This window comes from Pseudoalteromonas sp. SMS1, from assembly GCF_021530565.1.
GTDB lineage: Bacteria > Pseudomonadota > Gammaproteobacteria > Enterobacterales > Alteromonadaceae > Pseudoalteromonas.
The window spans coordinates 135,238-159,827 of sequence record NZ_JAKGBI010000006.1 but is presented as its reverse complement, the minus strand read 5'-3'; the positions used below and the strand labels follow the sequence as shown (position 1 = coordinate 159,827).

The 24,590-nt window shown below is 42.8% G+C and carries 20 protein-coding genes and 1 tRNA gene; 14 read left to right on the top strand and 7 right to left on the bottom strand.

Translation table 11 applies throughout. The features are described 5' to 3' along the window. The first annotated feature begins 431 nt into the window (after positions 1–431). The 3 genes from L1286_RS09475 (at position 432) to L1286_RS09465 (ending at position 3,980) form a co-directional block, all read left to right on the top strand. Complete coding sequence (locus tag L1286_RS09475) at positions 432–1,178, top strand: hypothetical protein (protein WP_235406662.1); 747 nt, start codon at positions 432–434, stop codon at positions 1,176–1,178. 178 nt (positions 1,179–1,356) lie between these two features. After that, positions 1,357–2,733: a winged helix-turn-helix domain-containing protein gene (locus L1286_RS09470; RefSeq protein WP_235406661.1), complete on the top strand. Its 1,377-nt coding sequence runs from the start codon at positions 1,357–1,359 to the stop codon at positions 2,731–2,733. Positions 2,734–2,825: 92 nt separating this feature from the next. Then, on the top strand, positions 2,826–3,980 hold the full coding sequence (locus L1286_RS09465; RefSeq protein WP_235406660.1) for a PQQ-binding-like beta-propeller repeat protein: 1,155 nt from the start codon (positions 2,826–2,828) through the stop codon (positions 3,978–3,980). Positions 3,981–4,087: 107 nt separating this feature from the next. Here the strand turns inward: L1286_RS09465 and L1286_RS09460 are convergent, their stop codons facing one another. Next, entirely contained in the window at positions 4,088–4,471 is a 384-nt protein-coding gene (locus L1286_RS09460; protein ID WP_235406659.1) for a hypothetical protein, read from the bottom strand. 393 nt (positions 4,472–4,864) lie between these two features. Here L1286_RS09460 and L1286_RS09455 point away from each other — a divergent pair, with 393 nt between their 5' ends. Continuing rightward, positions 4,865–5,602, top strand: a complete 738-nt coding sequence (locus tag L1286_RS09455; RefSeq protein ID WP_235406658.1) for a substrate-binding periplasmic protein — start codon at positions 4,865–4,867, stop codon at positions 5,600–5,602. Here L1286_RS09455 and L1286_RS09450 read toward each other — a convergent pair. After that, the gene (locus L1286_RS09450; RefSeq protein WP_235406657.1) at positions 5,599–6,504 is read right to left on the bottom strand and encodes a LysR family transcriptional regulator; all 906 of its coding nucleotides are present in this window, start codon (positions 6,502–6,504) and stop codon (positions 5,599–5,601) included. The two genes, L1286_RS09455 and L1286_RS09450, sit on opposite strands and share 4 nt — an antisense overlap. 119 nt (positions 6,505–6,623) lie before the next feature. Here L1286_RS09450 and L1286_RS09445 point away from each other — a divergent pair, with 119 nt between their 5' ends. The 3 genes from L1286_RS09445 (at position 6,624) to L1286_RS09435 (ending at position 7,784) form a co-directional block, all read left to right on the top strand. Beyond that, the gene (locus L1286_RS09445) at positions 6,624–7,151 is read left to right on the top strand and encodes an NADPH-dependent FMN reductase (protein ID WP_235406656.1); all 528 of its coding nucleotides are present in this window, start codon (positions 6,624–6,626) and stop codon (positions 7,149–7,151) included. A 153-nt stretch (positions 7,152–7,304) separates the two neighbouring features. After that, positions 7,305–7,380, top strand: a tRNA-Ala gene (locus tag L1286_RS09440). 77 nt (positions 7,381–7,457) lie between these two features. Next, positions 7,458–7,784, top strand: a complete 327-nt coding sequence (locus L1286_RS09435; protein WP_235406655.1) for a cupin domain-containing protein — start codon at positions 7,458–7,460, stop codon at positions 7,782–7,784. Here L1286_RS09435 and L1286_RS09430 read toward each other — a convergent pair. Both L1286_RS09430 and L1286_RS09425 read right to left on the bottom strand, forming a co-directional pair. Next, positions 7,764–10,148, bottom strand: coding sequence for a hybrid sensor histidine kinase/response regulator (locus tag L1286_RS09430; RefSeq protein WP_235406654.1), 2,385 nt, complete (start codon positions 10,146–10,148; stop codon positions 7,764–7,766). The genes L1286_RS09435 and L1286_RS09430 overlap by 21 nt on opposite strands. A 359-nt stretch (positions 10,149–10,507) precedes the next feature. Next, entirely contained in the window at positions 10,508–10,981 is a 474-nt protein-coding gene (locus L1286_RS09425) for a hypothetical protein (protein WP_235406653.1), read from the bottom strand. A gap of 257 nt (positions 10,982–11,238) precedes the next feature. Between L1286_RS09425 and L1286_RS09420 the strand changes: the two genes are divergently transcribed. From L1286_RS09420 to L1286_RS09405, 4 genes are all read left to right on the top strand, one after another. Beyond that, positions 11,239–12,345, top strand: coding sequence for a type 1 glutamine amidotransferase domain-containing protein (locus tag L1286_RS09420; RefSeq protein ID WP_235406652.1), 1,107 nt, complete (start codon positions 11,239–11,241; stop codon positions 12,343–12,345). 365 nt (positions 12,346–12,710) lie between these two features. Next, on the top strand, positions 12,711–13,127 hold the full coding sequence (locus L1286_RS09415; protein WP_235406651.1) for a winged helix-turn-helix domain-containing protein: 417 nt from the start codon (positions 12,711–12,713) through the stop codon (positions 13,125–13,127). Between the two features lie 305 nt (positions 13,128–13,432). After that, entirely contained in the window at positions 13,433–14,110 is a 678-nt protein-coding gene (locus tag L1286_RS09410) for a response regulator transcription factor (protein ID WP_235406815.1), read from the top strand. 3 nt (positions 14,111–14,113) lie between these two features. Then, a complete protein-coding gene (locus tag L1286_RS09405; protein WP_235406650.1) occupies positions 14,114–15,379 on the top strand; it encodes a sensor histidine kinase in 1,266 nt (421 codons plus the stop codon). A 78-nt stretch (positions 15,380–15,457) separates the two neighbouring features. On the opposite strand, the gene L1286_RS09400 is transcribed toward L1286_RS09405, so the two are convergent. Continuing rightward, entirely contained in the window at positions 15,458–16,078 is a 621-nt protein-coding gene (locus L1286_RS09400; protein WP_235406649.1) for an arylesterase, read from the bottom strand. Between L1286_RS09400 and L1286_RS09395 the strand changes: the two genes are divergently transcribed. Further along, positions 16,077–16,796: an ABC transporter ATP-binding protein gene (locus L1286_RS09395; protein WP_235406648.1), complete on the top strand. Its 720-nt coding sequence runs from the start codon at positions 16,077–16,079 to the stop codon at positions 16,794–16,796. The two genes, L1286_RS09400 and L1286_RS09395, sit on opposite strands and share 2 nt — an antisense overlap. Further along, a complete protein-coding gene (locus L1286_RS09390; protein ID WP_235406647.1) occupies positions 16,786–19,290 on the top strand; it encodes an ABC transporter permease in 2,505 nt (834 codons plus the stop codon). The genes L1286_RS09395 and L1286_RS09390 overlap by 11 nt, the downstream gene beginning before the upstream one ends. Before the next feature lie 40 nt (positions 19,291–19,330). On the opposite strand, the gene L1286_RS09385 is transcribed toward L1286_RS09390, so the two are convergent. Both L1286_RS09385 and L1286_RS09380 read right to left on the bottom strand, forming a co-directional pair. After that, complete coding sequence (locus L1286_RS09385; RefSeq protein WP_235406646.1) at positions 19,331–20,116, bottom strand: penicillin-binding transpeptidase domain-containing protein; 786 nt, start codon at positions 20,114–20,116, stop codon at positions 19,331–19,333. 91 nt (positions 20,117–20,207) lie between these two features. Beyond that, positions 20,208–21,074 (bottom strand): AraC family transcriptional regulator, encoded by an 867-nt coding sequence (locus L1286_RS09380; RefSeq protein ID WP_235406645.1) that lies wholly within the window; start codon positions 21,072–21,074, stop codon positions 20,208–20,210. 451 nt (positions 21,075–21,525) lie between these two features. On the opposite strand from L1286_RS09380, the gene L1286_RS09375 reads away from it, so the two are divergent. Continuing rightward, a complete protein-coding gene (locus L1286_RS09375) occupies positions 21,526–24,504 on the top strand; it encodes a TonB-dependent receptor (protein ID WP_235406644.1) in 2,979 nt (992 codons plus the stop codon). The last annotated feature ends 86 nt before the right edge of the window (positions 24,505–24,590 follow it).

Below are 24,590 nucleotides of genomic sequence, written 5' to 3'. Positions count from 1 at the left end.
TCATTTCAAGTTCGATCGTATTTTGCGGTTATCAAACTAGGTCACTGTGGTTGGCCTTTTCATTGTAAGCACGTCGAGTGGGCACTTGATATATATGGATATATTTTATCTTGATGAAATTATATTTATATATATCAGTTGTTTATATTAAATTAAGTGGTTAATTAACTTGTTTTTTTGTTGAATTGATAATAAGTAAAAACAATTGACTTATTGATTTTTGACGTCATTATTGAACAGCGCTCGTGAGATGGATAGCCCAAGTAGGGCCGATCTGCGCTCGTCAGTAAGCTCATAGAATAAGGCATATCTGAGCTTACAGTACTCGGGTTTGTTATGTTATTAACGCGTAAAGTTGATATAAAACCTGTGTCTAAAATAATTAGTAAAATTAATAGACTTATTGAATGGTATTTTCAAAGGAGAAAGTCATGAAACCAGTACATTTCTTAGCAGCAAGTGTGATGTTTGCTGGCAATGTATGCGCTTTAGAGCCGATTTATGATGCGGATAGTAGTGCGGGCAGGACCACACAATACAGCCATGGTCCAGTCAATTCTGTGAGTGTCCAAACAAGTTCAGCGCATTACATTGCCGCATTTATCTCGACAAATGGGCAAGCGAGCTGTACATCGGCAGCCTTATTTGAAGAAGCTGGCACCACGCTGATTGCTCAATTGCAAGTGTCAGAAAATAAAGCCGTATATGGCGGTGTGGATGCAGGCTTTGAAGCGTTGCCAAAGGTCTTAAAGCTGACTTGTCATGACAGCGAACGCAGCTTCCTAGTACATCATAAAGTGCCAGCGGCACCGACCATTCATTATGAAAGAACGTTGAAATTCGCGAATTGGCAACCCGCTGGCAACAGAAGCCCAGGGTATTTTGCGCATGTTACTGTGGCACCGCAATTAGCCATTAACACCAGTGTCGCTGATGGGCAATGTCATATTGTTGAGTTCAATGCCACCGGACCAAAATTGTTTAATGGCGCTGCACAAATCAGTGGTATCCATAGTGATTATTTCAGTCAAAGTACGCAAACGGACTATCACGCTTATAGTGCGAGTTTGATTTATGGCATTAAGTGCAGCAATGCGGGCGGTACCACATTGTTAGTGGATGAGTGGCATGTGGCAGAAGCGAGCCAATCTGGCAGTTTAAGTACACGCTATTACTAGTTGTCATTTAACTGGGTAGCTAAGAAGCTACCCTATACACTGTTCTAAATGTTTCAACTTGTAATTTATGTAAACAAATCCTTAACAATACCTTTCAAGTCCATTATGCTAGTGGCGAAATTTCACCCCAGAAATTTTAAATTAAATAACGATAAATTTTTATTCTCAGGTAGGAATTATGCTGAAGACCGCCAATAAAGGACAGTGGGTAATCAATCATCGGCAGTTAAGCCTAGAAAATGGTTTTAAAGTTGTGGAGCTGGACCCTAAGCAGTACGCCCTATTGGTATTGCTACTTAAATTTAAACATCAAGACGTGAGTAAAACGCAGATTTTATCAGAGGTTTGGGGGCAGAGGGTTGTCAGTGAAGATGCCATTTACGTTGCTGTAAATGGACTACGAAAACTACTGGGTGATGATGCAAAGTCACCTAAATACATAAAAACAATTTCTGGCGTTGGCTATCGTTGGGTGGGTCCACCAATCACTGAACCATTACCTGCTGTACTTGATAGTTACTTATTGACAGCCGTGTTTGGCTTGCTGATCATTGCATTGGTATTATTTTGGCAGTTACCTAAAACGTCTGCGGGAATGGAACTCCCTGAGCACCTTAACGGCCCTTATAATCAAGCTCGATATATCATTAATAATCATCCGGAGGAACTAGAAACAGCCATCAGTTTATTGCAAACGGTGACCGTTGATAGACCGGATCTGATTGATCCTTTGTATTGGCTGGCGAAAGCCTATTTTATGCGACTACAACCTCAAAGCACTAATTACCATCGAGAAAAATTACAACTTGAAGTAATTTTACAGCGTATTTTAGATTCGAATGAACACCATAAAGGTGCCAACCTCTTGTTTGCTAAGCTCATTTTTATGGGGTCGATGGATGCTGAGGGGGCAAAACCCTACTTCTTGAATGCCTTACCGAGTAGTGAAGGCCATCATATGTACGGTCAATACTTATTGGCGCTGGGTGAAATGGAAGAAGCTTTAACACATATAAAGACCTACCAATCTCTTGACCCCAACGGATTTTCAAGTGAAAGTGTCGCTTGGGTGTATATGATGAGTCAAAACTTTGATGAAGCAAAAAATGTACTCGAAAACCTGCGTCCCTATTCAGACAGTAACCGATTTTATCATGTATGCCTTAGAGCGATTTATGAGCAGTTAGGTGAATATGAGTTGGCGCTAAAAGAATTGCTTTGGGTTATGACATTTGAAGGCTACAGCCAACACGAACTGGCGCAAGTACAGTCCTTGTTTGATCAGCATGGTATGAAGGGCGTTTATCGATGGTTGCTATTTCATGATACCCACAAGGCAGATGTTGGACACTACTCGGCACCCATGTCATTGGCACGCTATGCGACGGCGATTGGAGATGAGCAGTTAGCCCTACATTATCTTGAACAGTCACGTCTAGCGGGGCAATATGCATTTATGTGGGTGGCATCGGACCCTCACTTTTTACCATTAAAAAACAATCAACAGTTTAGTGAGATGATCGAGAAATACATTTTAAAATCAAATAAATCATAATCTTAATAATTATTAAGAATGTTTTAGAGTTATTTCAGGACTTTATTTTAAGCGCGCGATAGTGTGCTCCAAAACCTTACAAGGAGCACACAATGAGATCTCAACAACCGTGGTATCTATTCTTCGTAACATTGATATTTGCTGTTATGTCATTTAAACCTTTGGCCAAAAGTGGGGACTATTTGTATAGTTTTCAAACTGGCAGTGAAAACTGGGGAAGCATTGCGCTTAAGGGACATCTCGCATATTTTGGCAGCGATAATGGTAAGTTATATGCCTATGATACAGACAGAGCAAAGCTGCGCTGGGCTTTTTCAACGGGTGATAAAGTGCGTTCAAAGCCTTTACTTGACCAATATCGCGTTTATTTTAGCAGCGATGATGGGCAATTGTATGCGTTAAACCGTTGGACGGGAGAACCGCTGTGGCAAGCACAATTGCATGATGGTAGCTATGCACGTGTGTTACCCGCAAATCATGCCCCATGGGAATTCGACTATACTCAATCTAGCCCAATTGCTGACAGAGCCAATGTCTATGTGGGTAGCACAGATGGCCATTTTTATGCCTTTTCAAAACACACGGGGGCACTGCGCTGGAAATTTAACACAAACACCAAAATCCGTGCGACCGCCACGCTTTATCAGGACTTGGTGTATATCACCAGCTGGGGCGGAGCGGTTTACGCTTTGGACAAGCACACTGGTGAACTTATGTGGCATTACCAGACACAAGGTGCGATACCCTCAAGTCCTGTAATCGTTGATGATGTATTGGTAGTTGGATCAAGAGATACGTATTTATACGGCTTCTCTGCGTTAAATGGCACGATTATTTGGAAAAAAGCGTTGCCAGGAGGGTCATGGGTGGAATCCAGTGCCGCGGTTGGCAAAGATGCAAGCCACTTTTACATTGGTAGTTCAGATGCAAAGTTATTGTTCAAAATGTCCACTCAAACCGGTGATATCGTTTGGCAAACAACGACACCTGGATGGAGTTGGGGACAGCCTGTGATGCATCAAGACCATGTGTATATTGGTTCAACCGGTCATGATGAGCCTGGTTGGTATGTTACTCAGCGTGGCTTTTTGGCCGTGAATACAGATTCAGGAGATATCGTTTGGCAATATCAACCGAATAAAATTCCAGGGTTTGTGCACGGTGGGGTTTATGCATCGCCTGCTGTGAGTAATTCAAAGGTGTTGGTCCCTGATCTCGATGGGTTTATTCACATATTCGAAAAGTGATCATATGAAATAGTCAGTTTGAAGGAGCATCTACAGATGCTCCAATTTAGGAGTTTGGGCACAGTCAGGTATTTTTAACCGGTATAAATACGGACTGTACCAAGTGATCAGTAAACCGTTGTGTAATTAACGGTCACATCACCTTCTCTGTAAACGCCGTGTTCTTGGTTGAAAGTGACATCGATTTTAACCGTGGCATAGTCAGTTTGTAGGGAGAAGTTACCGCCGCTTGGTGTTGAGTAAGTACACTCGGCTTGTGCATAAAGATATTCTGCTTGCATCGGGGTTACGAAATAATAGATCACCTGCTGATTACAACTATGAAAGCGATAGCCTGCATCGGTTAAATGCGTTTTTATCGTTTGATACTTACGACCATATTCCAACACTTCATCGACGTTTGCATAACCAGCCTGAGGTGACAGTTCTTCTGCCGACACATTGGCTATAGCAGCGGTAGCAATCAGTGAGAATAATACGCCAGTTTTCATCGTTTTTTCCTTTTCTTAAGAATAAGAGCCAATTTGGCTCAGTTAATAAAAGTGTATGTGCGGTTGTGTCCTTGTCGTGCCATATCCTTCACAACATGGACTACATGGCTTTTGCCTTGCATCTGCACACCATTATTAAACGAATTAATGAATATAATATTTATGATTAAAGTCAAAATAATGAAGAAAAAATTTAAATATTGAAATTTATGCGCAATATATAGCCAAAATATTTATATAAAAGAATTAATGTTCCAATTGCGTTATTGCGACTTTTTTTACCATTTCGGATTCTAGTAGAAACTGCTTGAAGAACATGCAGCAAAGAGAAGTGTGGTTTAAATGTGTGAATTTTATGCTAAGTTGAGTGAGGAGCATTAGCGAGAGGGCACTATGAATCGGATACTTAATTTTATTCTGATCTTTTGTGCTTTTGGTGTGCGATCAGAAACCTATACGGTATTAGTCTATCATGGCGCAAATCCACCTTATAATTTTATTGCGAATGATCAGCAAAGCGGGATCTTTAAAGATCTGTTTACGCGATTGGGTGAGTTGACGGGTCATACTTTTAGGTTGGTTCCCTGGTCTGTAGCAAAAGGACAAAAGCTATTTGATGAAGGAAAAATAGACATTGAACCGGGGGTGCATCCAAGTTGGCGTGTCCAGCGCAGCGTGCCTGGGATCTATACCAATGCGTATGCCAGTTCAACGGAGATAGTACTAGGCAAGGCAAACAATGCCGTGATCACCGATCCCACTCAGTTATATGGAAAGATCTTAGGCCGTGTACGGGGCTACCGGTATGGTGAATTTGAGCACCACTTTGGCAAGGACAAGATTTTGGTTTATGACAATATTTCTGAGAAAGAACTGCTTTCTCAGTTACGGTATGGGCGTGTGGAATATGTGATGTTGGGAGATACCACCGCTGATTACTACAAAAGTACAGTAAGTGCTTATAAAACCTTCAAAGAGGTATATAAAATTAGCACGTTACCTGTCTATATGAGACTACAACCCAATTTGATTACGCTGCAATCCCAACTCAATTCGGCATTGAATACAATGATCAAAAACGACGAGATAAAGGCGATATATGCGCGATATGGTGCTTCTCTCAAGCATTAGTCCTGTCGCTGTGTCATATGCTCGCTCAAGGTATCAATAAAGTAGCGGACCTTAGGAGAAAGGTGCTTTCTGCTGGGGTAGACCACATAGACATAAACAGGCTTTTGTAAATACTCTTCAAAGAGTATTTCTAACTCTCCATTTTTGAGCGCCTCACTGAGATAAAACTCGGGCAATCTGCATATCCCTAACCCGTCAATGGCCAAAGAGGCCTGCATTTTGCCATTGTTACAGTTGATACGTTTACGGACATCTACTGAGAAGTTTTTGCCATTTGGGTCGGAAAACTCCCAACGTTCAGGGTTTTTCAAATTGCTATAGCACACGCAGTGATGCTTGGCGAGTTCTCTAGGGTGGTAGGGGCGGCCATACTGTTCAATGTACTGCGGGCTAGCAACCACCAATGTTCGACATTGATAAATACGTTTGCAAATCAAGCTAGACTCTTCGAGTTGTGCTGTGGCGCGAATTGCTAAGTCATAACCATCCCCAACAACGTCGACAGGGCGATCACTGATATCCCACTCCAGCGAAACATTTGGGTATTTGCGCAGGTATTGAGCAACGGCAGGACGAAGATAATTTAAGCTAAATGCGACTGGACAACTAATTTTAATGACCCCTCTCGGTTTGTCGTCTTTGTGGGTGAGCAATTGCAGTGTTTGTTCGGCATCAGTGATCAATTGTAAGCAATGTTGATAATACACTTCACCATCCGGTGTTAATGCAAGTGTACGAGTTGTTCTGTTGAGTAATCTCAATCCGACACGGGATTCCAGACGATTGATAACTTTACTGACGTGTGAGGGGGAGTGACCAAGTTGCTCAGATGCTAAAGCGAAGCTATTACATTGCACCACTTTGACGAACACTTGAATGCCTTCGAAAAGATTATGACTCATATGGAAATAGTGACTTTATATTTACCCTATTAATGTTTATTAAAACTTAATCTACACTGTTTGTCATCAAGTCGAGAGACATTTAAAGATTTAGTCACCTAACACATTTGGAGCGCACTATGAAAGTTCTAGCATTTGCAGCAAGCAACAGCCGTCAATCTATCAACCAACAATTAGCAAAATATGCAGCGTCGAAAATTGAAAACGCGGATGTAGAAATTTTAGATTTAAATGACTACGAAATGCCAATTTACAGCTCAGATCGCGAAACCCTAAATGGGATCCCTGAGCAGGCGCAAAGGTTTTATGACAAAGTGGGCGCGGCAGATGCCATTATCATTTCATTTGCAGAGCACAATGGTTCATACACTGCAGCATACAAAAACATCTTTGATTGGACATCACGTATTGACATGAAGGTGTATCAAAATACACCAATGCTATTGTTGGCAACATCTCCAGGTCCTGGTGGTGCACAAAGCGTGTTGGGTGCAGCTGTCAATTCAGCACCTTATTTTGCGGCTGATGTAAAAGCCAGCCTTTCGGTTCCAAGCTTCTTTGATAACTTTGACGTAGAAACGGGCAAATTAACAAATGATGAAATTGAAGCCTCATTGGAGAGCGCGTTAAAGCAATTAGCAAACTAGTTTACCCTTCGATCTCCCCGTTCAGTGATAGCTGGTGTGATGTGAAAACATCACCCCCTAGTCACGATGTTTGAGGGGAGAACGAAAAGCGTCCAGTCATAAAAATCACTTTACAAATCTAAAAGGTATAATAAAATCAATGTGTTTTTATTTGGGGCTATAGCTCAGCTGGGAGAGCGCTTGCATGGCATGCAAGAGGTCGGCGGTTCGATCCCGCCTAGCTCCACCAAATCCTATCAGGTGTACTTATAGTAGGAATACACAGCACGCCCTTGCTAATAATCAGCCCGTGTATAGAGGCTTTGTATGAGTCAAAATAAACACAGTGTTTTTCACGCTATACCCGATAAACTCAATGATGAGTTTTTTGAAGTCATTGCAGGCAATGACCAAGTCAAAATTGAGCGCATAGTGTCTAATGGCCATACCTCTCCACGTGAAGGCTGGTACGATCAACCTCAAAATGAATGGGTTATGGTACTTGAAGGCGCTGGGGAAATCACTTTCGAAGATGGACGAGTTGTTAAGCTTACTCCGGGTGACTACGTTACGATCCCTGCATATTGTAAACATAAAGTGAGTTGGACCTTGCCTGACCATCAAACAGTTTGGTTAGCCGTTTTTTACTCTTAACCATTTACTCAGTACTGACTCTAGTTTTTCGATTTCTACGGGCTTACCGATAAAATCATCCATGCCAGCGCTGTAATAAGTTGCGATGTCCTCCAGAAAAACGTTGGCTGTGATCGCAATGATGATTTGGTTGCAATATTCGGGTTGAATTCTAAGACGTTTCGTTGCTTCGATGCCGTCCAAGTTAGGCATATGCACGTCCATTAAGATGAGATCAAAACGAGATTCTGAAACCTTTTCAAGTACTTGTAACCCATCTTTCGCTAATTCTACGCTGAGCCCTAGCTTTTCAAGCATTGTGCAGATTACGACCTGGTTGATGGCATTGTCTTCTGCCAAAAGTATATGTCCTTGCAATTGCGTGCACATACGTTTGACACGCGACTGTGAAATTAAACAACACGGTGCAAATGGCCAACTGAAATAAAAAGTCGACCCAGCACCCTGGGTTGATTCACAACTTAACTCTCCTTCAGCCAAAGCAACCAATTGCTGGCATATACTTAGGCCGAGTCCGGTGCCGCCAAAGCGTTTTGTGGTACTATCATCTTCTTGGCAAAATGGGTCAAATATTTTGGTCTGTTTGTCTTTGGCGATCCCAACACCGGTATCACTGACCGAAAATTGTAAAAAACCTGGGTTGCTTTTATGTACTTGTACATAGATTGAAATTTTTCCTTCGCCAGTGAACTTGTAGGCATTACTCAGTAGATTGAGTAAAACTTGTTGCAGTCGATGTTTATCACTGACCACTTCGGTTGGCGTACTGTCTTCGAAGTAGTAGCACATTGTGATGGGTTTACTTTGTGCTTTTGACTGGGTTAGTTGCATTAAGTGACTTACTGTACTGCGTAAGTCAAAAGGCTCTTCGTGTAGTCTGATTTGGCCTTGTTCTAACTTCGATACATCAAGAATGTCATTGATCAATGTCAACAAGTTACTACCTGACATGCTGGCGAGCTTGAGTAAGTGCTTTTGCTCTTGGTTAAAATCCGCCTCTTGCTCTAGTAACTGAATGGTCCCTAAAATCCCATTCATGGGGGTGCGGATTTCATGGCTCATATTTGCAAGAAAGCGACTTTTAGCAGAGGCTGCCTGTTCTGCATCATATTTTGCTTGGGCCAAGGCTTTGGTGCGCTTTTCGACACGACTTTCCAAATCACTTTCTCGTTTAGAGATCATGTCGCGCATTGATTCAAAGGTGCGACTTAACTCAGCAATTTCATCCTTGCCTGTGGCTTTGAGATTAATATCATAATGACCTTGGGCCAGAGATTGGGCGGCATGGGTCAACTTTGAGATGGGATAATAAAGGCGGTATGCTATCCACCAAGCTATGGCCATACTTACAAAGGTTGCTGCAATGAGTGTCCACAGTAGCTTATCTTGTAAATCATAAGCTGAGGCAAACACGACTTGTTCTGGTAAGACCACGGCGAGACTATAGTTGGCTGATTTTATTGGTGCATAAAATGCGAAAGCATCAGACTTATCGTCCAATGAAAAGCGACCATAGCCCTCGAAACCGGCGATCATTTTCACCCCGATTTCTCTGAGTGCAAGTTCTCGTTCTTTGGTTACCCGGTAAATGACACTGGTTTTTTCACCAATGTCATCGAGGACATGATGCCCATCTACATGCTTATATTGGATGTTTTTCTCGTTATTCCAGTGATACATGTAAGAACCGATGCTGGAAACCAGCATAAATTTAGCCTGCTCACCAAATTGTTGCAGTACATGTGCTTGTGTTCGCATCACTAGGCGATCGACTTCTTGCCATGGAATACTGCCGCCGACTAGCCCAACGACTTGATTGTCTTCACTCAAAATGGATGCTGCAACAACGATTTGCGTGACTCCAGTGGTATAGGAAATCATCGGCTCTGACACATAAACGCGAGGGGTCTGTTCAATATTGTTGCTGACGGTATACTGCCAATAATCTCTTTTCGAGATGGTTTTTAGCTTCGATTGGGGGTCTTGGTCGTCGAAACTTCTACGCATGTCCTGATATGGATTACCGCCTTCTGTATTGTGAAAGCTGCCGTCGGCTCTACCCAAAATAAACTTTTCGTAGGTGTCTTTGTGTGCCTGTTTTTCATTCATTAAAATCGGTTTAATTTCAGAAAACTGCATGGATTTCAGAGCTGACTGGCGTGCTAGCGTGGCTATTTCTGATTTGCGTTGCGAGAAATAACTGTCGAAAATGGCAGCGCCATTGAGTACTTCAGATTGGGCTGCTCGGATACTCATTTCCTCCGCTTGTTTGGCACTATGAAGCATGGCAATGAAAAACATGACGAGCATAGGCACGAGGGCTGTAACTGCGAGAACAAGTGGTAAACGGGTCTTGAGTTGCATAGATGATGACTGCTAGGTATTTGCAGTTAAGTTTAGTCAATAATTCTTAACTGCGGCCTTAAAAGCCAGTGTATTCGGTTCTAAATTGATTTAGTTCATTGTTGAATGCCGTATTGTTAATTAACTTTTCTCTTAGTTTACGGTTTGTGCGTTTTATTATTCTGAATCAATGTTTATGGGCAATGTTAGTGATATTTTGATGCTGTAGTAAGTTGGCTTGAATAAAACAAGAATGAAAAAAGTGTGCTAACTTTATGAAAAATATAGAGTGGTTATCTAATTGGAGGACATCTATTAATGGCTAGTGTGAGTGCGATTCGGAACACGCAATAGCGTGTATTAACCTGGAAAAAGCGCAATTACCGCACGGACAATGCGAGGTTTTTTTGAGGCAATGTGCTAGGGCCTAGACGGGACAAGAGGTGCCTATTTAATGTACTGCTTTGCTCGAGGCAGGTGCTATTGTATAAAGTAATTTCGCCGTTGTGGAGATAATAAAACGCTTTTTGGTGGCATCTAAGTGCTAGCTTCTGTGCCGTTGGCAAAGAAGTATTGATGGAGATACTCAATTCTCGATACGACATATTTTGGTTACCGCCATATAAAAACTTTATTTTTTTATTTTGACGAGAAAGCAAAGCAATATATTTTTTAACTCGCAAACGATTGTGGGATTTATTACTGAGTTTTCCTCCTGGGTTCCATAGGCTAATAATTGCACCGTCCAAATAGTGCTGTGAGGCATGAAATAAAGAAAAATAGACGTCTTGATATAGCGCCCATAAATCGGGCGAAATTAACTCTTTTTTAAATGTGTCAGTGGGCTTTTTCATTATTTTCGAATCTACTCATACAGTAGCCTCAAACTTCATTGGCTGAATTATTACTTTAATTCTAAAGGATGAGTTATTTCATTTTCCTAGCAAACTCGCTCAAGGCATTATTATTACTATATTAAGAATAACCTTTGTACACAAGCATCAAACGAACCCCATTATATTCTTGCTGCCAGCGCAGTAAACGAGCACTTCACGCCACTTTCACATCTGACCTTGTACGTTGAATGTCCCAACTGAGAAGGAGAGATGTTATGAACAAACTAATTGCGACGATTTGTATGTCTTTTTTAAGTTCTGCCGCCACTGCCAAAGATTCACCACGAGTTCTGATGGTACTGAGCAGTTATGGCAAGCTAGACAGTGAACAAAATTTGGTGCAACCGGGTTTTGAGTTTGGAGAGCTAAGCAAAGCCTATCATGTGTTTAAACGTCACGGCATCGAAGTGACTATTGCTTCGCCAAATGGCGGAAAACCCATTGCCGATGAATACGATCAATCCACGCAATATAATCAACAGTTTCTGCAAGACCCTGCGGCGGTCGAGGCATTGGAAAATACGCGAAAACTGAGCACGATAAAATCGAGTCAATTTGACGGGGTTTTTGTGGTTGGTGGAAAAGGACCTATGTTTGACCTATATAAGCACCTCCCTTTGCAAAATATAATTGCTCAGATATATGACAATAAAGGCGTTGTAGGTGCGGTATGCCATGGCCCTGCAGCGCTGGTAGATGTTCAACTCAGAGATGGTCGCTATCTGGTGTCAGGCAAACGAGTAAATGGTTTTACTAATCAAGAAGAGTGGGCATTTGGTAAAAAGTGGCGCGATCAATTTGCGTTTTTGCTCGAAGACAAACTCAAAGCGCGTGGTGCGATTTTCGAACAAGATGGATTAATGCTCAATCAAGTGACCATTGATGGCAATTTAGTCACTGGGCAAAATCCGTTTTCAACGGTGGATACTGCCCGCGCTATGGTCACTCAATTAGGACTCGAAACGCTTCCGATTAATGAATATCAAGATGATGCAAGTGTTAAGCTTTACGAATTGTTCTTGCGAGATTCAGCGTTGGCGCAGAAAACTTATGAGGAAAATAGTGAACGTTATGACTTAAATATGCTGGCTATGATGAGTGTGCTTCAAATCAGACATGCACAAACTGAGTATCAGGTTGAATCCAGTGCGCGATTTTTATCCTATATCCTGACTAAGACTTCACACCCTGTTATGGAGCTGACTTTAGCCAAAGCTTACGTGCGTTTAAATCAGCCAAAAAAAGCAATGAATCAATTGAAGCAAAGTGCTAAAAAGTATCCAAAAAACCAACAAATTAAATCTTTCATTGCGTCTCTTTAAAGAAAGTTTGAGCCAGTTTTGCTGGCTCAAAATTGCAAAAATAATAAAAATTTCCGACATCATGAAATTTACTAAAGTATCCGAAATTACGCTAAATTTATGACTGTCATGAATACCGAAATAAAGAGTGATTGAATGAAATGAAGCGCAGGATTTTTATTCGTTAATGTGTATTTTTTGTATAAATACTGTTTATTTGCGGTTGACTGTTAAGGTTTTTTGTCTCTTTTGTAGGCAATTGAGCCATATATTGCTATTAACAAAAGTCATGTGAAATTGCGCTTAAATTCGTTCCAAATTAAATCTATGAGCGATAAAATATACCTGCTTTTAAAGTCATATATAAAGGAAGTATATTGTTGATCATGAATTTAAGTGATAAAGAAAATACTGACTTTACCTTTGCGGTATTTGGTCATTATGCACTGAATAAAAGGAAACGTTCGTTAACATTTTGTGGAGAAAGGGTAAAAGTTGAGCCCTTGATTTACGATTTGTTAGTTTACTTTATTCAGCACAGAGATCGCGTTATTAGCCGCGATGAATTGTGTCGAGAAATCTGGCAGCAGGAGTATGTTGATAACAATGCGATTAATCGCGCGGTATCGGAACTTCGCCGGAGCATTTCTAAACACAAACCTGAGGGTGAAGTAATCAGAACTCACTATAAAAAGGGATACAGTTTCAACTTAGACGTACAGTTGGATCCTAGACCTAGTTTATTTCAGTGGCTATCTCGACTATTTAGTCAAACCGTATTAAACAAAGGAAAGTTAACATAAGAAAGACCTCGTTGTAGGGGGAAGAGAGAGCGGCAAGCTCATAAAAATAAGAAGAAAAATAAATATATTCATTCGTCGTGCTTCGTATCATGAGTGAGCAAACAAATTGCTCACTCTTTAGTCACCCATAATCCCCATCTTTACCAACTCAAGTCCATAGCTCCAGCGCTTTGCTCGGAGACTATGGTGTCTTTACGTGGCATTTCACGATCATTTCACGAATCGTCATGATAAGCTGTATGCATACGATATTCGATCACGGAGCGCACGTGTCTCAGCACATATTACCCACTGGCCAAACAGAGATGCAGTTTAAAGTGCTACTCATTGAAGATAACCAAGAGATAAGCTGCAATATTGCAGAATATTTTGAACCTTTTGGGGTAATTATGGACTTTGCATATGATGGTGAGCAAGGGGTTAATTTAGCCCTAAATCACTACTATGACTGCATCATTCTTGACATTATGCTCCCTAAAATGGATGGATTGAGTGTGTGTAAATTGCTTCGTGAACAGGCCAATCGCCACGTTCCAATCATTATGTTGACCGCACGTGATGCTTTGGATGATAAGTTGGTCGGGTTCTCTTATGGCGCAGATGACTATTTAACTAAGCCTTTTGCGCTAGAAGAGCTGCTGGTGAGATGTTTGGCACTGGCAAAGCGTCACTTATTGAACAGTGAAAGAACGTTAAAATTAGGCGAGATCAGTTTGAATCTACAGACCCAGCAAGTACAGCGTGCTGGCCACACAGTCATGCTACAACCAATTCCTTTTAAAATACTACAGTTGCTGATGGAGCATCACCCGAGACCGTTAAGTCGCAGTGAGATAAGTGACAAAATATGGGGAGATGAGCCTACCGATTCGGATGCATTGCGCTCCCATGTTTATCAACTGAGAAAGTCCATCGATAAGCCTTTTGAGAAAAATGTAATTAAAACAATTCACAGTGTAGGCCTAGCCCTAGATATCGAGTAACCCATGAAAGCACGTCAGTTACGCACCCGAATTATCACTTACTTTGTTGGTGTATCTTTGTTTATCAGTACACTTTTTGGCTTTGTGTGTTTTTTATTTGCTTACACCATAGAAGACCATTTGTTTAACTTTTTGCTCAATGACGAAGCCAGCTACATTGCCAAAGAGCTAGAGCGCGGACGGCCTCCCACGCCTCGGTTACAGTTCATCAAATACCTAGACAATGAAGCGCAGTTACCAGCGTTTATCCAGCACACCTTGCATGACGAACCTCGCGCGAAAGAGTTTGCAGCGGTGGATGGCAAGCACTACCACCTGATCAAAATGGAGACTGGGCTGTTACTGGCCGAAGTCAGTGAACACCTCGTCGTGAGAAAAATCAAAGTGGGAATGCTTAATTTCTTATTGGTTGTGCTTGGCGTTGTGCTCGTGGTTGCGGTCATATTGGCTTATTTATCACTGGCAATGGCGAAGCGACTGCTTAAGCCGCTCGATAGGCTAGTGGATATTGTGGCCCAAGCGCCAGTTGAGAAACTGCCACAAAACTTTTCACGGCAATTTGTGAATGATGAGATCGGTGGGTTTGCATTCACGTTGGAGCAAGCACTAGATCGCATACGCCAGTTTATTGCCCGAGAGCAGGCATTTACGCGAGATGCTTCACATGAACTTCGTACACCTATCGCGGTGACTCAGGGCGCGTTGACCCTGCTACAGCAGTCAGAGTTAAATCATAAACAGCAACAACTCATTGACCGCGCTGTGGCGGCGCAAGCACAAATGGCGCAGAGTGTGGAGACGTTACTTGCCCTCGCTCGGGAAGAAACACTCACTCAAAGGGAAGTCAAGTTGCTGCCAATTGTTGAAAACTGTGTTTTACAACAGGCAGGAAAAATCGCTGGCAAAGACATTGAAGTTGAAATTCAGGTGCCTGCAGATGTGACATGTGCGATTGGTGAAAGCGCATTAAACCTCATTCTGAGCAACCTTATTGGCAATGCATTTTGCCACATTTCAGCAGGGTGCGTTTGGGTAAAATACCATGAGGGCATGCTCAGTGTTGAAGATACCGGCCCTGGTATCCCTGATGACATAAAATCTGAGCTATTTACTTCTGGTGTTAAAGGCAAACAGAGTCGCGGATTAGGAATGGGCCTATCGATTGTGCAACGGCTATGCCATCGATTAGATATTGGCTTAGAGTATACCAGTAGTGATGAGGGTACTCGATTTATGCTGCATTGTCCTACGCACACGCGCTCAGTGTAGACGATACAATCATAGGTTTGTATGTCTTTGAGTTGGGCGTTTGTTGGCACAACTCAGAGACGATTTGGTGTGACGAGGCTAATTTAACCACTGACTAAATTGCTGTGCCATAAAATCACGAATAATGGGTTGTGCTTTTTCGTTAGGGTGTAAATTATCGTTTTGCATGAGCGTTTTATCAACAGCAACAGGTACCATAAAATAGTCCATTAGGTGAGCTCCTGTGGTCTGTGCAACTTTTTGGTAGTTATCTGTGAACATTTTGGTGTACCTTGGGCCTAAGTTGGGCGGGATTTGAATTGCCATTAGCGCAACCTTGGCACCATTGCGCTGACTCTTTTCGACCAATTGCGTGAGGTGCTTACGAATAAGTTTTATAGGAAAACCTCGGATCCCATCATTACCTCCTAACTCGATTAAAACGTGACTGGGGTTATGTGCTTTGAGCTGCGCGTCAATTTTGAGCAGTGCATTGTCAGTGGTTTGTCCTGATACACTCATATTGATAAGTAAGATCGATTTTTTTTCTTCAACGTACTTATTTTGTAACAAATTAACCCAGTCTTGGTCTTGTTTAAGTCCGTAGCCCGCACTTAAGCTATCACCTATGATCATAATTTTAGTCTCGCTTGCGTACGCAGCAATAGGTTGGTAGAGACAGGCGAGTAACACCACAAGTTTTAGGAAAATTCGAATCATGTCAGTACTTTCTCAGTTAAATATTATTCAGGTCAAAGGACTTAATAAGACAGTAAGTACCTTTGAAGGTGACTTAGATATCCTTAGCGATATAAATTTCACTGTCAAGTCAGGAGAGTCTGTAGCAGTTGTGGGTACGTCTGGTTCAGGGAAGTCAACCTTGTTGAGTTTATTGGCTGGGTTGGATATTGGATCGACTGGAGAAGTATTCCTCGATGGTGAAGCGCTCCACAAATTAGACGAAGAGGAGCGAGCAAGGTTACGTGCGCAAAAAGTCGGCTTTGTATTCCAATCATTTATGTTGGTACAAAGCCTCACAGCGCTAGAAAATGTAATGTTACCGGCAGAGTTAGCAGGCGATCAATCAGCAAAAGAACAAGCCTTGACGCTGTTGGAAAAAGTAGGGCTTTCTCATCGTATCGGCCACTACCCATCGCAATTATCGGGCGGCGAGCAGCAGCGTGTAGCGATTGCTCGAGCTTTTATTGGATCACCAAAAATTCTATTTGCAGATGAACCTTCAGCAAATTTAGACAGTAAGAATGGCCATCTGATAGAAAAGTTATTATTTGATTTAAATAAACAAAATGGCACCACGCTGATTTTAGTGACACACGATGAAGCGCTTGCACAGCAATGCGATCGCATTATTCATATAGAGGGTGGCCAATTAGAAAAAATACGAGACGGCGAGGGAGCAAAAGCGTATGTGGGTTAAGTTAGCGCTAAGACTCTTTTGGCGAGAGTTGCGCCGTGGAGAGTTAACCATCATCTTTGCGGCCATTGCCCTTGCCGTACTGACGGTGTTCAGTTTGTCATCTGTCACCGAGCGGATCAGGCTCAATATTGAGCAAAAATCGGCTGACTTTATCGCCGCGGATAGGCGTTTGGCCAGTAATCATCCGTTAGAGCATGCATTTTTAGATGAGGCACATGCGCAAGGTCTAAGAACGGCTCAACAAATGTTTTTTGACTCCATGCTGTTTGCCAATGATGAGCTGGTGTTGGGGTCAATCAAAGCGGTTTCTCCTGGCTACCCGTTACGCGGCAAAGTGACTTTAAAAGATGACTTTTTAGCATCTGATTACGAGGTTGTTGGTGTGCCCAAAAAGGGCGAGGTATGGTTAAGTGAAGGGTTATTCTACAGTCTTGGGCTGGCTGTAGGAGAGGAAGTGGAAATTGGTGTTGGTGTATTTCGTGCCAGCAAAATTCTAGTGAGTGAACCTGATGCGCCGTTTTTCTCACTGGCTGGTAATAAGCGAGTGCTATTGAACTATGCGGACATCGAAACGACGCAAGCAGTTCAACCAGGCAGCCGCGTTTTCTATCGCATGCTATTTGCGGGTGACGAGCAAGTTTTGGGCGACTACTACGATTGGTTAAAGCCGCAATTGAGAGAAAATCAAAACTGGCAAGGTATCAAGGATAGACAGTCCCCATTGGGTGAGAACTTAGCGCGCTCAGAGAGCTTTTTATTGTTAGCGGGGTTGTTCGGTATTATGCTCGCTGCGGTAGCCATGGCGGTTTCTGCAAAACGATATTGTGAGCGGCAATATGACCCTGTTGCGATGATGAAAACATTGGGAGGCAGCCGTCAAACGATTCGTAATATCTTCTTGTTACACTTGTCTTTAGTGACATTCTTCTCACTGTTGATAGGTTTGGTGATCGGCTTTGTGTTGCAATCTATTGCAACGGATTATCTCGCCAGCTTTATGAATGCACAATTGCCTCAAGCGGGCATCAAGCCGTGGGCGCTGTCTATTGCCATTGGGGTTGTGTGTGCCTTGATGTTTTCGCTCAAACCACTGTTAGATTTATTTGATATTCCGCCGCTGCGAGTTTTACGTCGTAATTTAGGTGACAAGCTGGCAATCAGCCGTGTCCATATGGGTCTATCTGTGTTGACTATTTTTGCTCTGATGTGGCTATTCAGTGGGGATTTAAAAACAACACTGATGCTGTTTGGTGGCACGGCAACGCTGATGTTGGTGCTGTTTGGCCTTTCTAAGTTATTCTTTAGCGCAGGTAGAAAGCTAGGTTTAAGCCCTGGAAGTAGCTGGTCGTTGGCCATAGCAACGTTGCAAAAACGCGCCAATGCAAATGCGGTACAGTTAATCAGCTTTGCATTGGCAATTAAGTTAATGCTGTTCTTATTTGTGCTTAAAAATGACCTTATCTCTGACTGGCAAATGCAAGTGCCAGAAGATGCACCCAATGCGTTCTTGATTAATATAAACGAATCAGAGGTGAACGATATCAAGGCGTATTTTGCTGACAACAATATTGTTCATGAAGACCTTTTCCCAATTTTTAGTGGCAGAGCGAATGGCCTCAATGGAGAAACGTTTGCGCGGCGAACGTCAAAACAAGAAGGCGAAGAGCAAGATGAAGAAGCGGCACGCGGAGTGGGTCGAGAATTGAATTTAACATGGATGAGCGAATTGCCATCGAGTAATGAAGTTGTCGACGGTGCGTGGTTTAGCCCAGACAGCTCAGAGCTCGAGGTTTCGGTGTCTAAAGGGTTAGCTGAACGTGTTGAGATTAATGTCGGCGATACGTTAACGTTTTTAGTCAATGAGCAAACCTTTGATGCGAAAGTGACCAGTATTCGAAGTGTTGACTGGGGCTCCCTAAAACCAAACTTTGTAATGATTTTCAATCCTCTGGTCGCAGGTAAATTTCCAGTAACCTACTTTACCGCCGCACAATTCTCTGACGAGGACACGCGGGTGATCAGTACATTGCTGAAAACACACCCCACAATGAGCATGATCGACATTAAAAGTCAGCTCGAACAGGCCCAGTCAATGATTGCACAGGTATCACTGGCGATTAGCTTTGTATTGGCGATTGTTCTCACTAGTGGTGCTTTGGTACTGATCTCTCAAGTTCAAGCGAGTCTTGCAGAGCGTATGCAGGAAATTGTAATTTTGCGTACACTTGGTGCCAGAGGTCGACTGATAAAGTTAGCAACACTTTATGAATTTTTGCTGTTGGGGGCCTTGGCAGGCTTTGTGGCTGCGTTGGTCAGTGATGTGACTTTGCTAATAATTCAACGTGAGTTGTTTGATGTAGAGGGTAAACTTCACCCTTATATTTGGGCACTGGGGCCAGCAAGTGGCGCAGCTTTTGTCGCCGCAATTGGGTATTTTATGGTATCAAATACGATGCGCCAAAATACCCAAGGGTTATTACGTAAACTCGCTTAATCCTGATGTCAAAGAGCGTGATTGTATCGCGCTCTTTGACTCACAATATGTTGAGTTGTTTCAGCGTCGCATGGGCTTTATTGACACGTACTTTCACCATGTCATTGAACGTCGGCGCATACATATTGAATGCAAAATAATGCGTGCCTTGCGCATTTTCAATTTTACCTACATACCAGCCTAAATAGGTTTTCTTGGCAATGGGGCCTGTACCCGTTTTAGCGTAAAGTTTGTGCTCGGTTGTGTGTTCTTTCAAGAATATTGATTCAAAAGTTTGATAGGTTTGCGTGCTTAAACCCAGCGTTCTATTGTTTAAACGACGCAAGAAATCAACTTGCTCAATGGCTGAAATCTGTAGACTGGAATTCAACCAAAAGGCATCCAGTGGGCCCTGAATGTCTGTGTTGCCATAGTCAAAAGTATCTAAGTGATACTGAATGCTGGGCTTAGAGAGTGTACCTGTCCACATCTGATAAAGCGGAAGTGCTGAGGTGTGAAAGGCATCTTTGAGACTGATGTCACTTTTAAGCCACGTCTTTGGCCACCATTTCTCAGGGGCGTATTGCTTTGTGTTAACTTGATAAGAAGACTGAGTATCGACCTTTTGCTGCTCTAATAAGATGAGCGTGTTGGGGATTTTGTAGGTCGAAAATGGGCTAAATGCCCGTTGTGCGCGGGTTTTGTTGATAATTTGCCATGTATCTGACTGTTCACTGTACACCACCATTGTACAGTGTTCTCCTTTTTGGCAGCTTGCTGCTGCAATCACTGAGGGGCCCGAAGCGAGTAAAAAACCACCGAGTAGCCATGCATATGAGGGGCGCATACTTCACCTGTTTGAATATTATTGTCGCAGGCATACTACGTTTCATAGTCTGACTCACTGCTGAATTGGTGCTGAGCGTACCCTAACCACATTAAATCAGCGCTTTATGTTGCACTCTAGCGCGAAATTGACTGGGGGTACAAGATTTGATGGCTAAAAAGCGGCGGTTAAAGTTAGATAAATTATTGAACCCACATTGGTCGCTGATCACGGTAATAGGTGCTTGCGAGTTAATGAGCAGTTTACAGGCTTTCGCAATACGCAGTTGGTTAATAAATTCAGTGACGGTTTTTTCAGTTCGCTTTTTAAAGAAACGATGGAAGTGATTGGTACTCATGTGTGCCTGTTCGGCTAAAATATCGGCGCTTAAATGTTCCGTATAATTTTCATATATATAATTGATAACGCGGTCAAACTTATCTTTGGCCGGGTCCTGTTGATTGGCAAAGCTAAACTCCATACTGGATAGCGTTCGATACGTATTGCTGGTCATGAGGTTTAATAAATCAAACAACAGTACATAGCGTTCGAGTGGGGTTGCGTCATTCATTTGCATGAAAATGGTCTCGGCCGTTTTTGCGGTTTGTACGTCGAACTTCAATCCACACTTTGCTTCATAAAGTAGCCCGCGCAGGCCATCTAGTTCTTTATTTAGTCTTAACTGTTGCTCCAACCAAATCGCGGGAATTTGCGCCACATGCACTCGTTGCATACTGCCATCTGTGTTTGGTCTAGATTGCCATGTGTGAGGCAGTTCAGGACCCAGCAATACCAAATCATAATCACCAAATGGTGCAATATAATCACCGATGTGGCATACGCCTTGGCTATTTAGTGTTAAGCAGATTTCATATTCTGGGTGGTAATGCCAATTAAATGGGATTTCATTTAGCTGATACAAACAGTATCGCCATGAACAATTTGTCGATGGTATCACCTTTTCACACATGGCTTTCATAACATTGTCCTTAATTATTTTTGTATTGGCTGCCATTCTATGGCGCTATTTACTGCATTTATCGACGTTATTTCGTTATGTTACGCATTGCAGTTGTTTCCATTTTGCTTTGAAAATTTACAACTAATTAAAGTTTTCATCATATTGAAATGCCAAAGTAATACGATTCACATCAATCATGATACTAAACCACCTTATTGTTATAAGACTTTTCAAAGCAAAATGACAGCGTTGTTTATTGATAGATTTGTACCGACATGAGATAGAAATTGCAAACACCGCGTCGCTGAGCCTGCTCAAATAGAGCATGGACGAAATTAGAGCACCGAATATGATTTCAGTGATGCAACGCTTATGGGCGACAGAACAATCTGGGCACTGAGCCTGAAGTGATAAAGCCTTTCTCTAATTTTCTTTTCTATAACAGATATAAAAATAATCAGAGAGAACCATGATGAAACATAGACTGTCTCCATTTAAATTGTCCCCGCTGGCATATGCGATCATTGCCAGTGCGTTTTCGACAGGTGCAGCTGCAGAGGCAATTGGGGTACAAAAAGAGCAAGTAGAAGTAATTGAAGTGAGAGGGATAAGGGCTTCTACAGAGAAGAGCCTAAACACCAAGCGCTTTGCCGATGGGGTCGTTGACTCTATTACAGCTGAAGATATTGGTAAATTGCCAGACATTACAATTGCGGATTCATTGCAACGGGTACCGGGTATTCAGATTCGCCGAAGCGCAGGTGAAGGATCAACCATCAACGTGCGGGGGATGCCTCAAGTTACGACATTACTCAATGGTGAGCAATTTTTAAGTGCAGGCTCTATCACCAAAGTTCAGCCTGATTTTACCGATATTCCGTCAAGTTTGGTGGGGTCAATGAATGTCATGAAATCAACGACCGCAGACACGCTAGCAGGGGGGATATCTGGCACAGTTGACCTTGTTACTCGTAAGCCATTTGATTTAGAAGAAGGGTTTAGTGGTGCGGCTTTAGCCGAGGTATCCAGTGGTTCTTACTCTGAAGAAACAGACCCTAAATTGATGGTGTCAGCGGGTTACAACGGCGACCGTTTCGCTATTTTAGCAACGGTTTCACGTGATGAAGTTAACCTCGCAAACTATCGATACGGGGCATTGAATGATGGTTGGGCCTACGCCCCCTACGAAAATGATGAAGGGGCTGACTGTTGGTTTTGTCCAAAGCAAGATATGAATGGAGATGGTGACTTCGATGATGCGGAGTTTACTTATGTGAATTATGGCATCATGAACCGATTTACTGAGCGTGAACGCACAGGTGCAACAGTGAGTCTACAGGCACAGCTGAGTGACAACTGGGTATTAAGCAGCGATGTTTTTTATACTGATATGGATGACGCTGACAGACAAATGGGGATCACTGCTGACAATGCATGGGGCGGTCATTGGCACTGGCAGGATCAACATGATCCTATAGATAGAGGTCAGTTGTCTAATGGTCACACACTGTATACTGCACAAGATATTACATTACACTCTCCACGTGTCGTTTCGCATTCTGAAAGTCACACTAATCGCCGTGAATCGACCAACATCAACCTTGAATTGGAATATAAAGGGGATGGAGATTTTTCGGGTAAAGTGCGCTATATCACGGCAGATGCAGAGCGCAGCCACACCGAAAACGTTGCGCAAGGTTATATGACGAATGGTCTGGCACACGGCTTAAAAAGAAACGATGGGTCAGGTCCTGTGGCCGTTAACCCCGGGGGATATGGCCCTGACCCGATTCCGATGCGCTTAAACTTTAAAGGTAAACATCCGACTTTAACGGTACCCGGACAGGTGCAAGGAGAAGTTTTTGGCTCTAACATTGATCGTTATGCGATTGTGTCGACCTATTCAGAAAACAATTATGATGAAGATGCCAGCCTAGATATTTTGCGCTTTGACGGTGAGTATCAATTCGATCTTGGTCACCTTGAAAAGATGAATTTTGGTGTTCGTGCGAGTCAACGGGATGTGACGCGAGATCAATACGTCTTGCTTGCGCCATTTACTAACCCCGTTGGAGAAGGCAGTGTGAACGTGATGTGGAAAGATCAGGGACTTGCCGCCTTCGATACAGATGGTAGCGGCGGGACACCGAGTGCTTCAGCCGGTGATATCACGATGGGGGCCGATACACCATATAACTTTAGTGGTTTGCCAGAAGGGTGGGTTAAAACCAATAATGACTTTGGACCAGTGAATATCGGCGAGTATTATTTTATTGATCCGCGCCAATTAGACGACCCATTTGCTTTCCAAAATAGCTTATATCCGAATAATATTCGAGGCGGCGTGCCTGGCAGTTCCTATACCGTTGAGGAGAAAACGCAATCTGTTTATTGGCGTGCCGATTTTTCCAATGATTTTTATAATGCGAATATTGGCTTCCAATATATAAAGACGGAGTTGGATATCTTGCAAAATAAAGTGGGGGCATCGATTTGTAGCAACTGCCCCGCAGAAGTTGCGCAAGACGACGGTGATATTGTGTCAAACCGTTCCTTCAATGACTTTTTACCCTCAATTAATGCGGCGTTTAATCTACAAGATGACTTAATCTTGCGCACATCTTGGGGTAAGACGATGACACGTCTTGATTTAAAAGCGCTGGCAGGTGGCTTAACAATTAGCCGAGCGCGGGCTGGTGAAGAGTTGGCCCAGTCAGAAGGGATCAGCCCAGATTTATTAATCGCGACGAATGCCACGATGCAGGGTAACCCCGATCTTGAACCATGGCGTGCGGAAAACACCGATGTGACATTAGAGTGGTACTTCTCCTCGAGTGCATTAGTGAGTGCCGCAGTATTCAATATTGAACTTGAGTCGTTTATTGAGTCATCCCAGTGGCGCATTCCAGTTGAAGATGCGGATGGGGTTGTTCGTCGAGAGGTGACGGTAAGGGGACAAGTGAATGGTAATGGCGGTACCATGAAAGGTGCGGAGCTGAGTTACCAACAAGCTTTTGACTTTTTACCAGGGGTATGGAGCGGTTTTGGTGCTGCACTTAATTATACCTATTCAAAGAGTGAAAGTGGCAAAACAGGATTTGGTGGAGAAGCTCTGCCTCTAGAGGATAACTCCAAAGAGTCTGGCAATGCTGTACTCTGGTATGAGCGTGATGGGATCCAATTTAGATTGGCGGCAAATTATCGCTCAAAACGACTTCACATTATTTCCACGCCTGGGGGAATGGGCGATATTGGTGTTTGGACAGAGCCGACGACTTATATTGATTTATCGGCGAGCTACGATGTGACTGATAATTTTACCGTGTACATGTCGGGCAGTAACCTTACCGAAGAATACGAAACGCAGTACGCGCAATGGCAGGACAATCGCATGGCGCAAAATATCTACGAACGCCGTTTAACTTTTGGTATTCGCGGACGTTGGTAAGCGAAGTGTATTTCAAATCAAAGTAAGGCCCTTAGCGGCCTTACTTTTTTGTCACAGGCAGTTGTGTGAAAATAAATACTATAAAA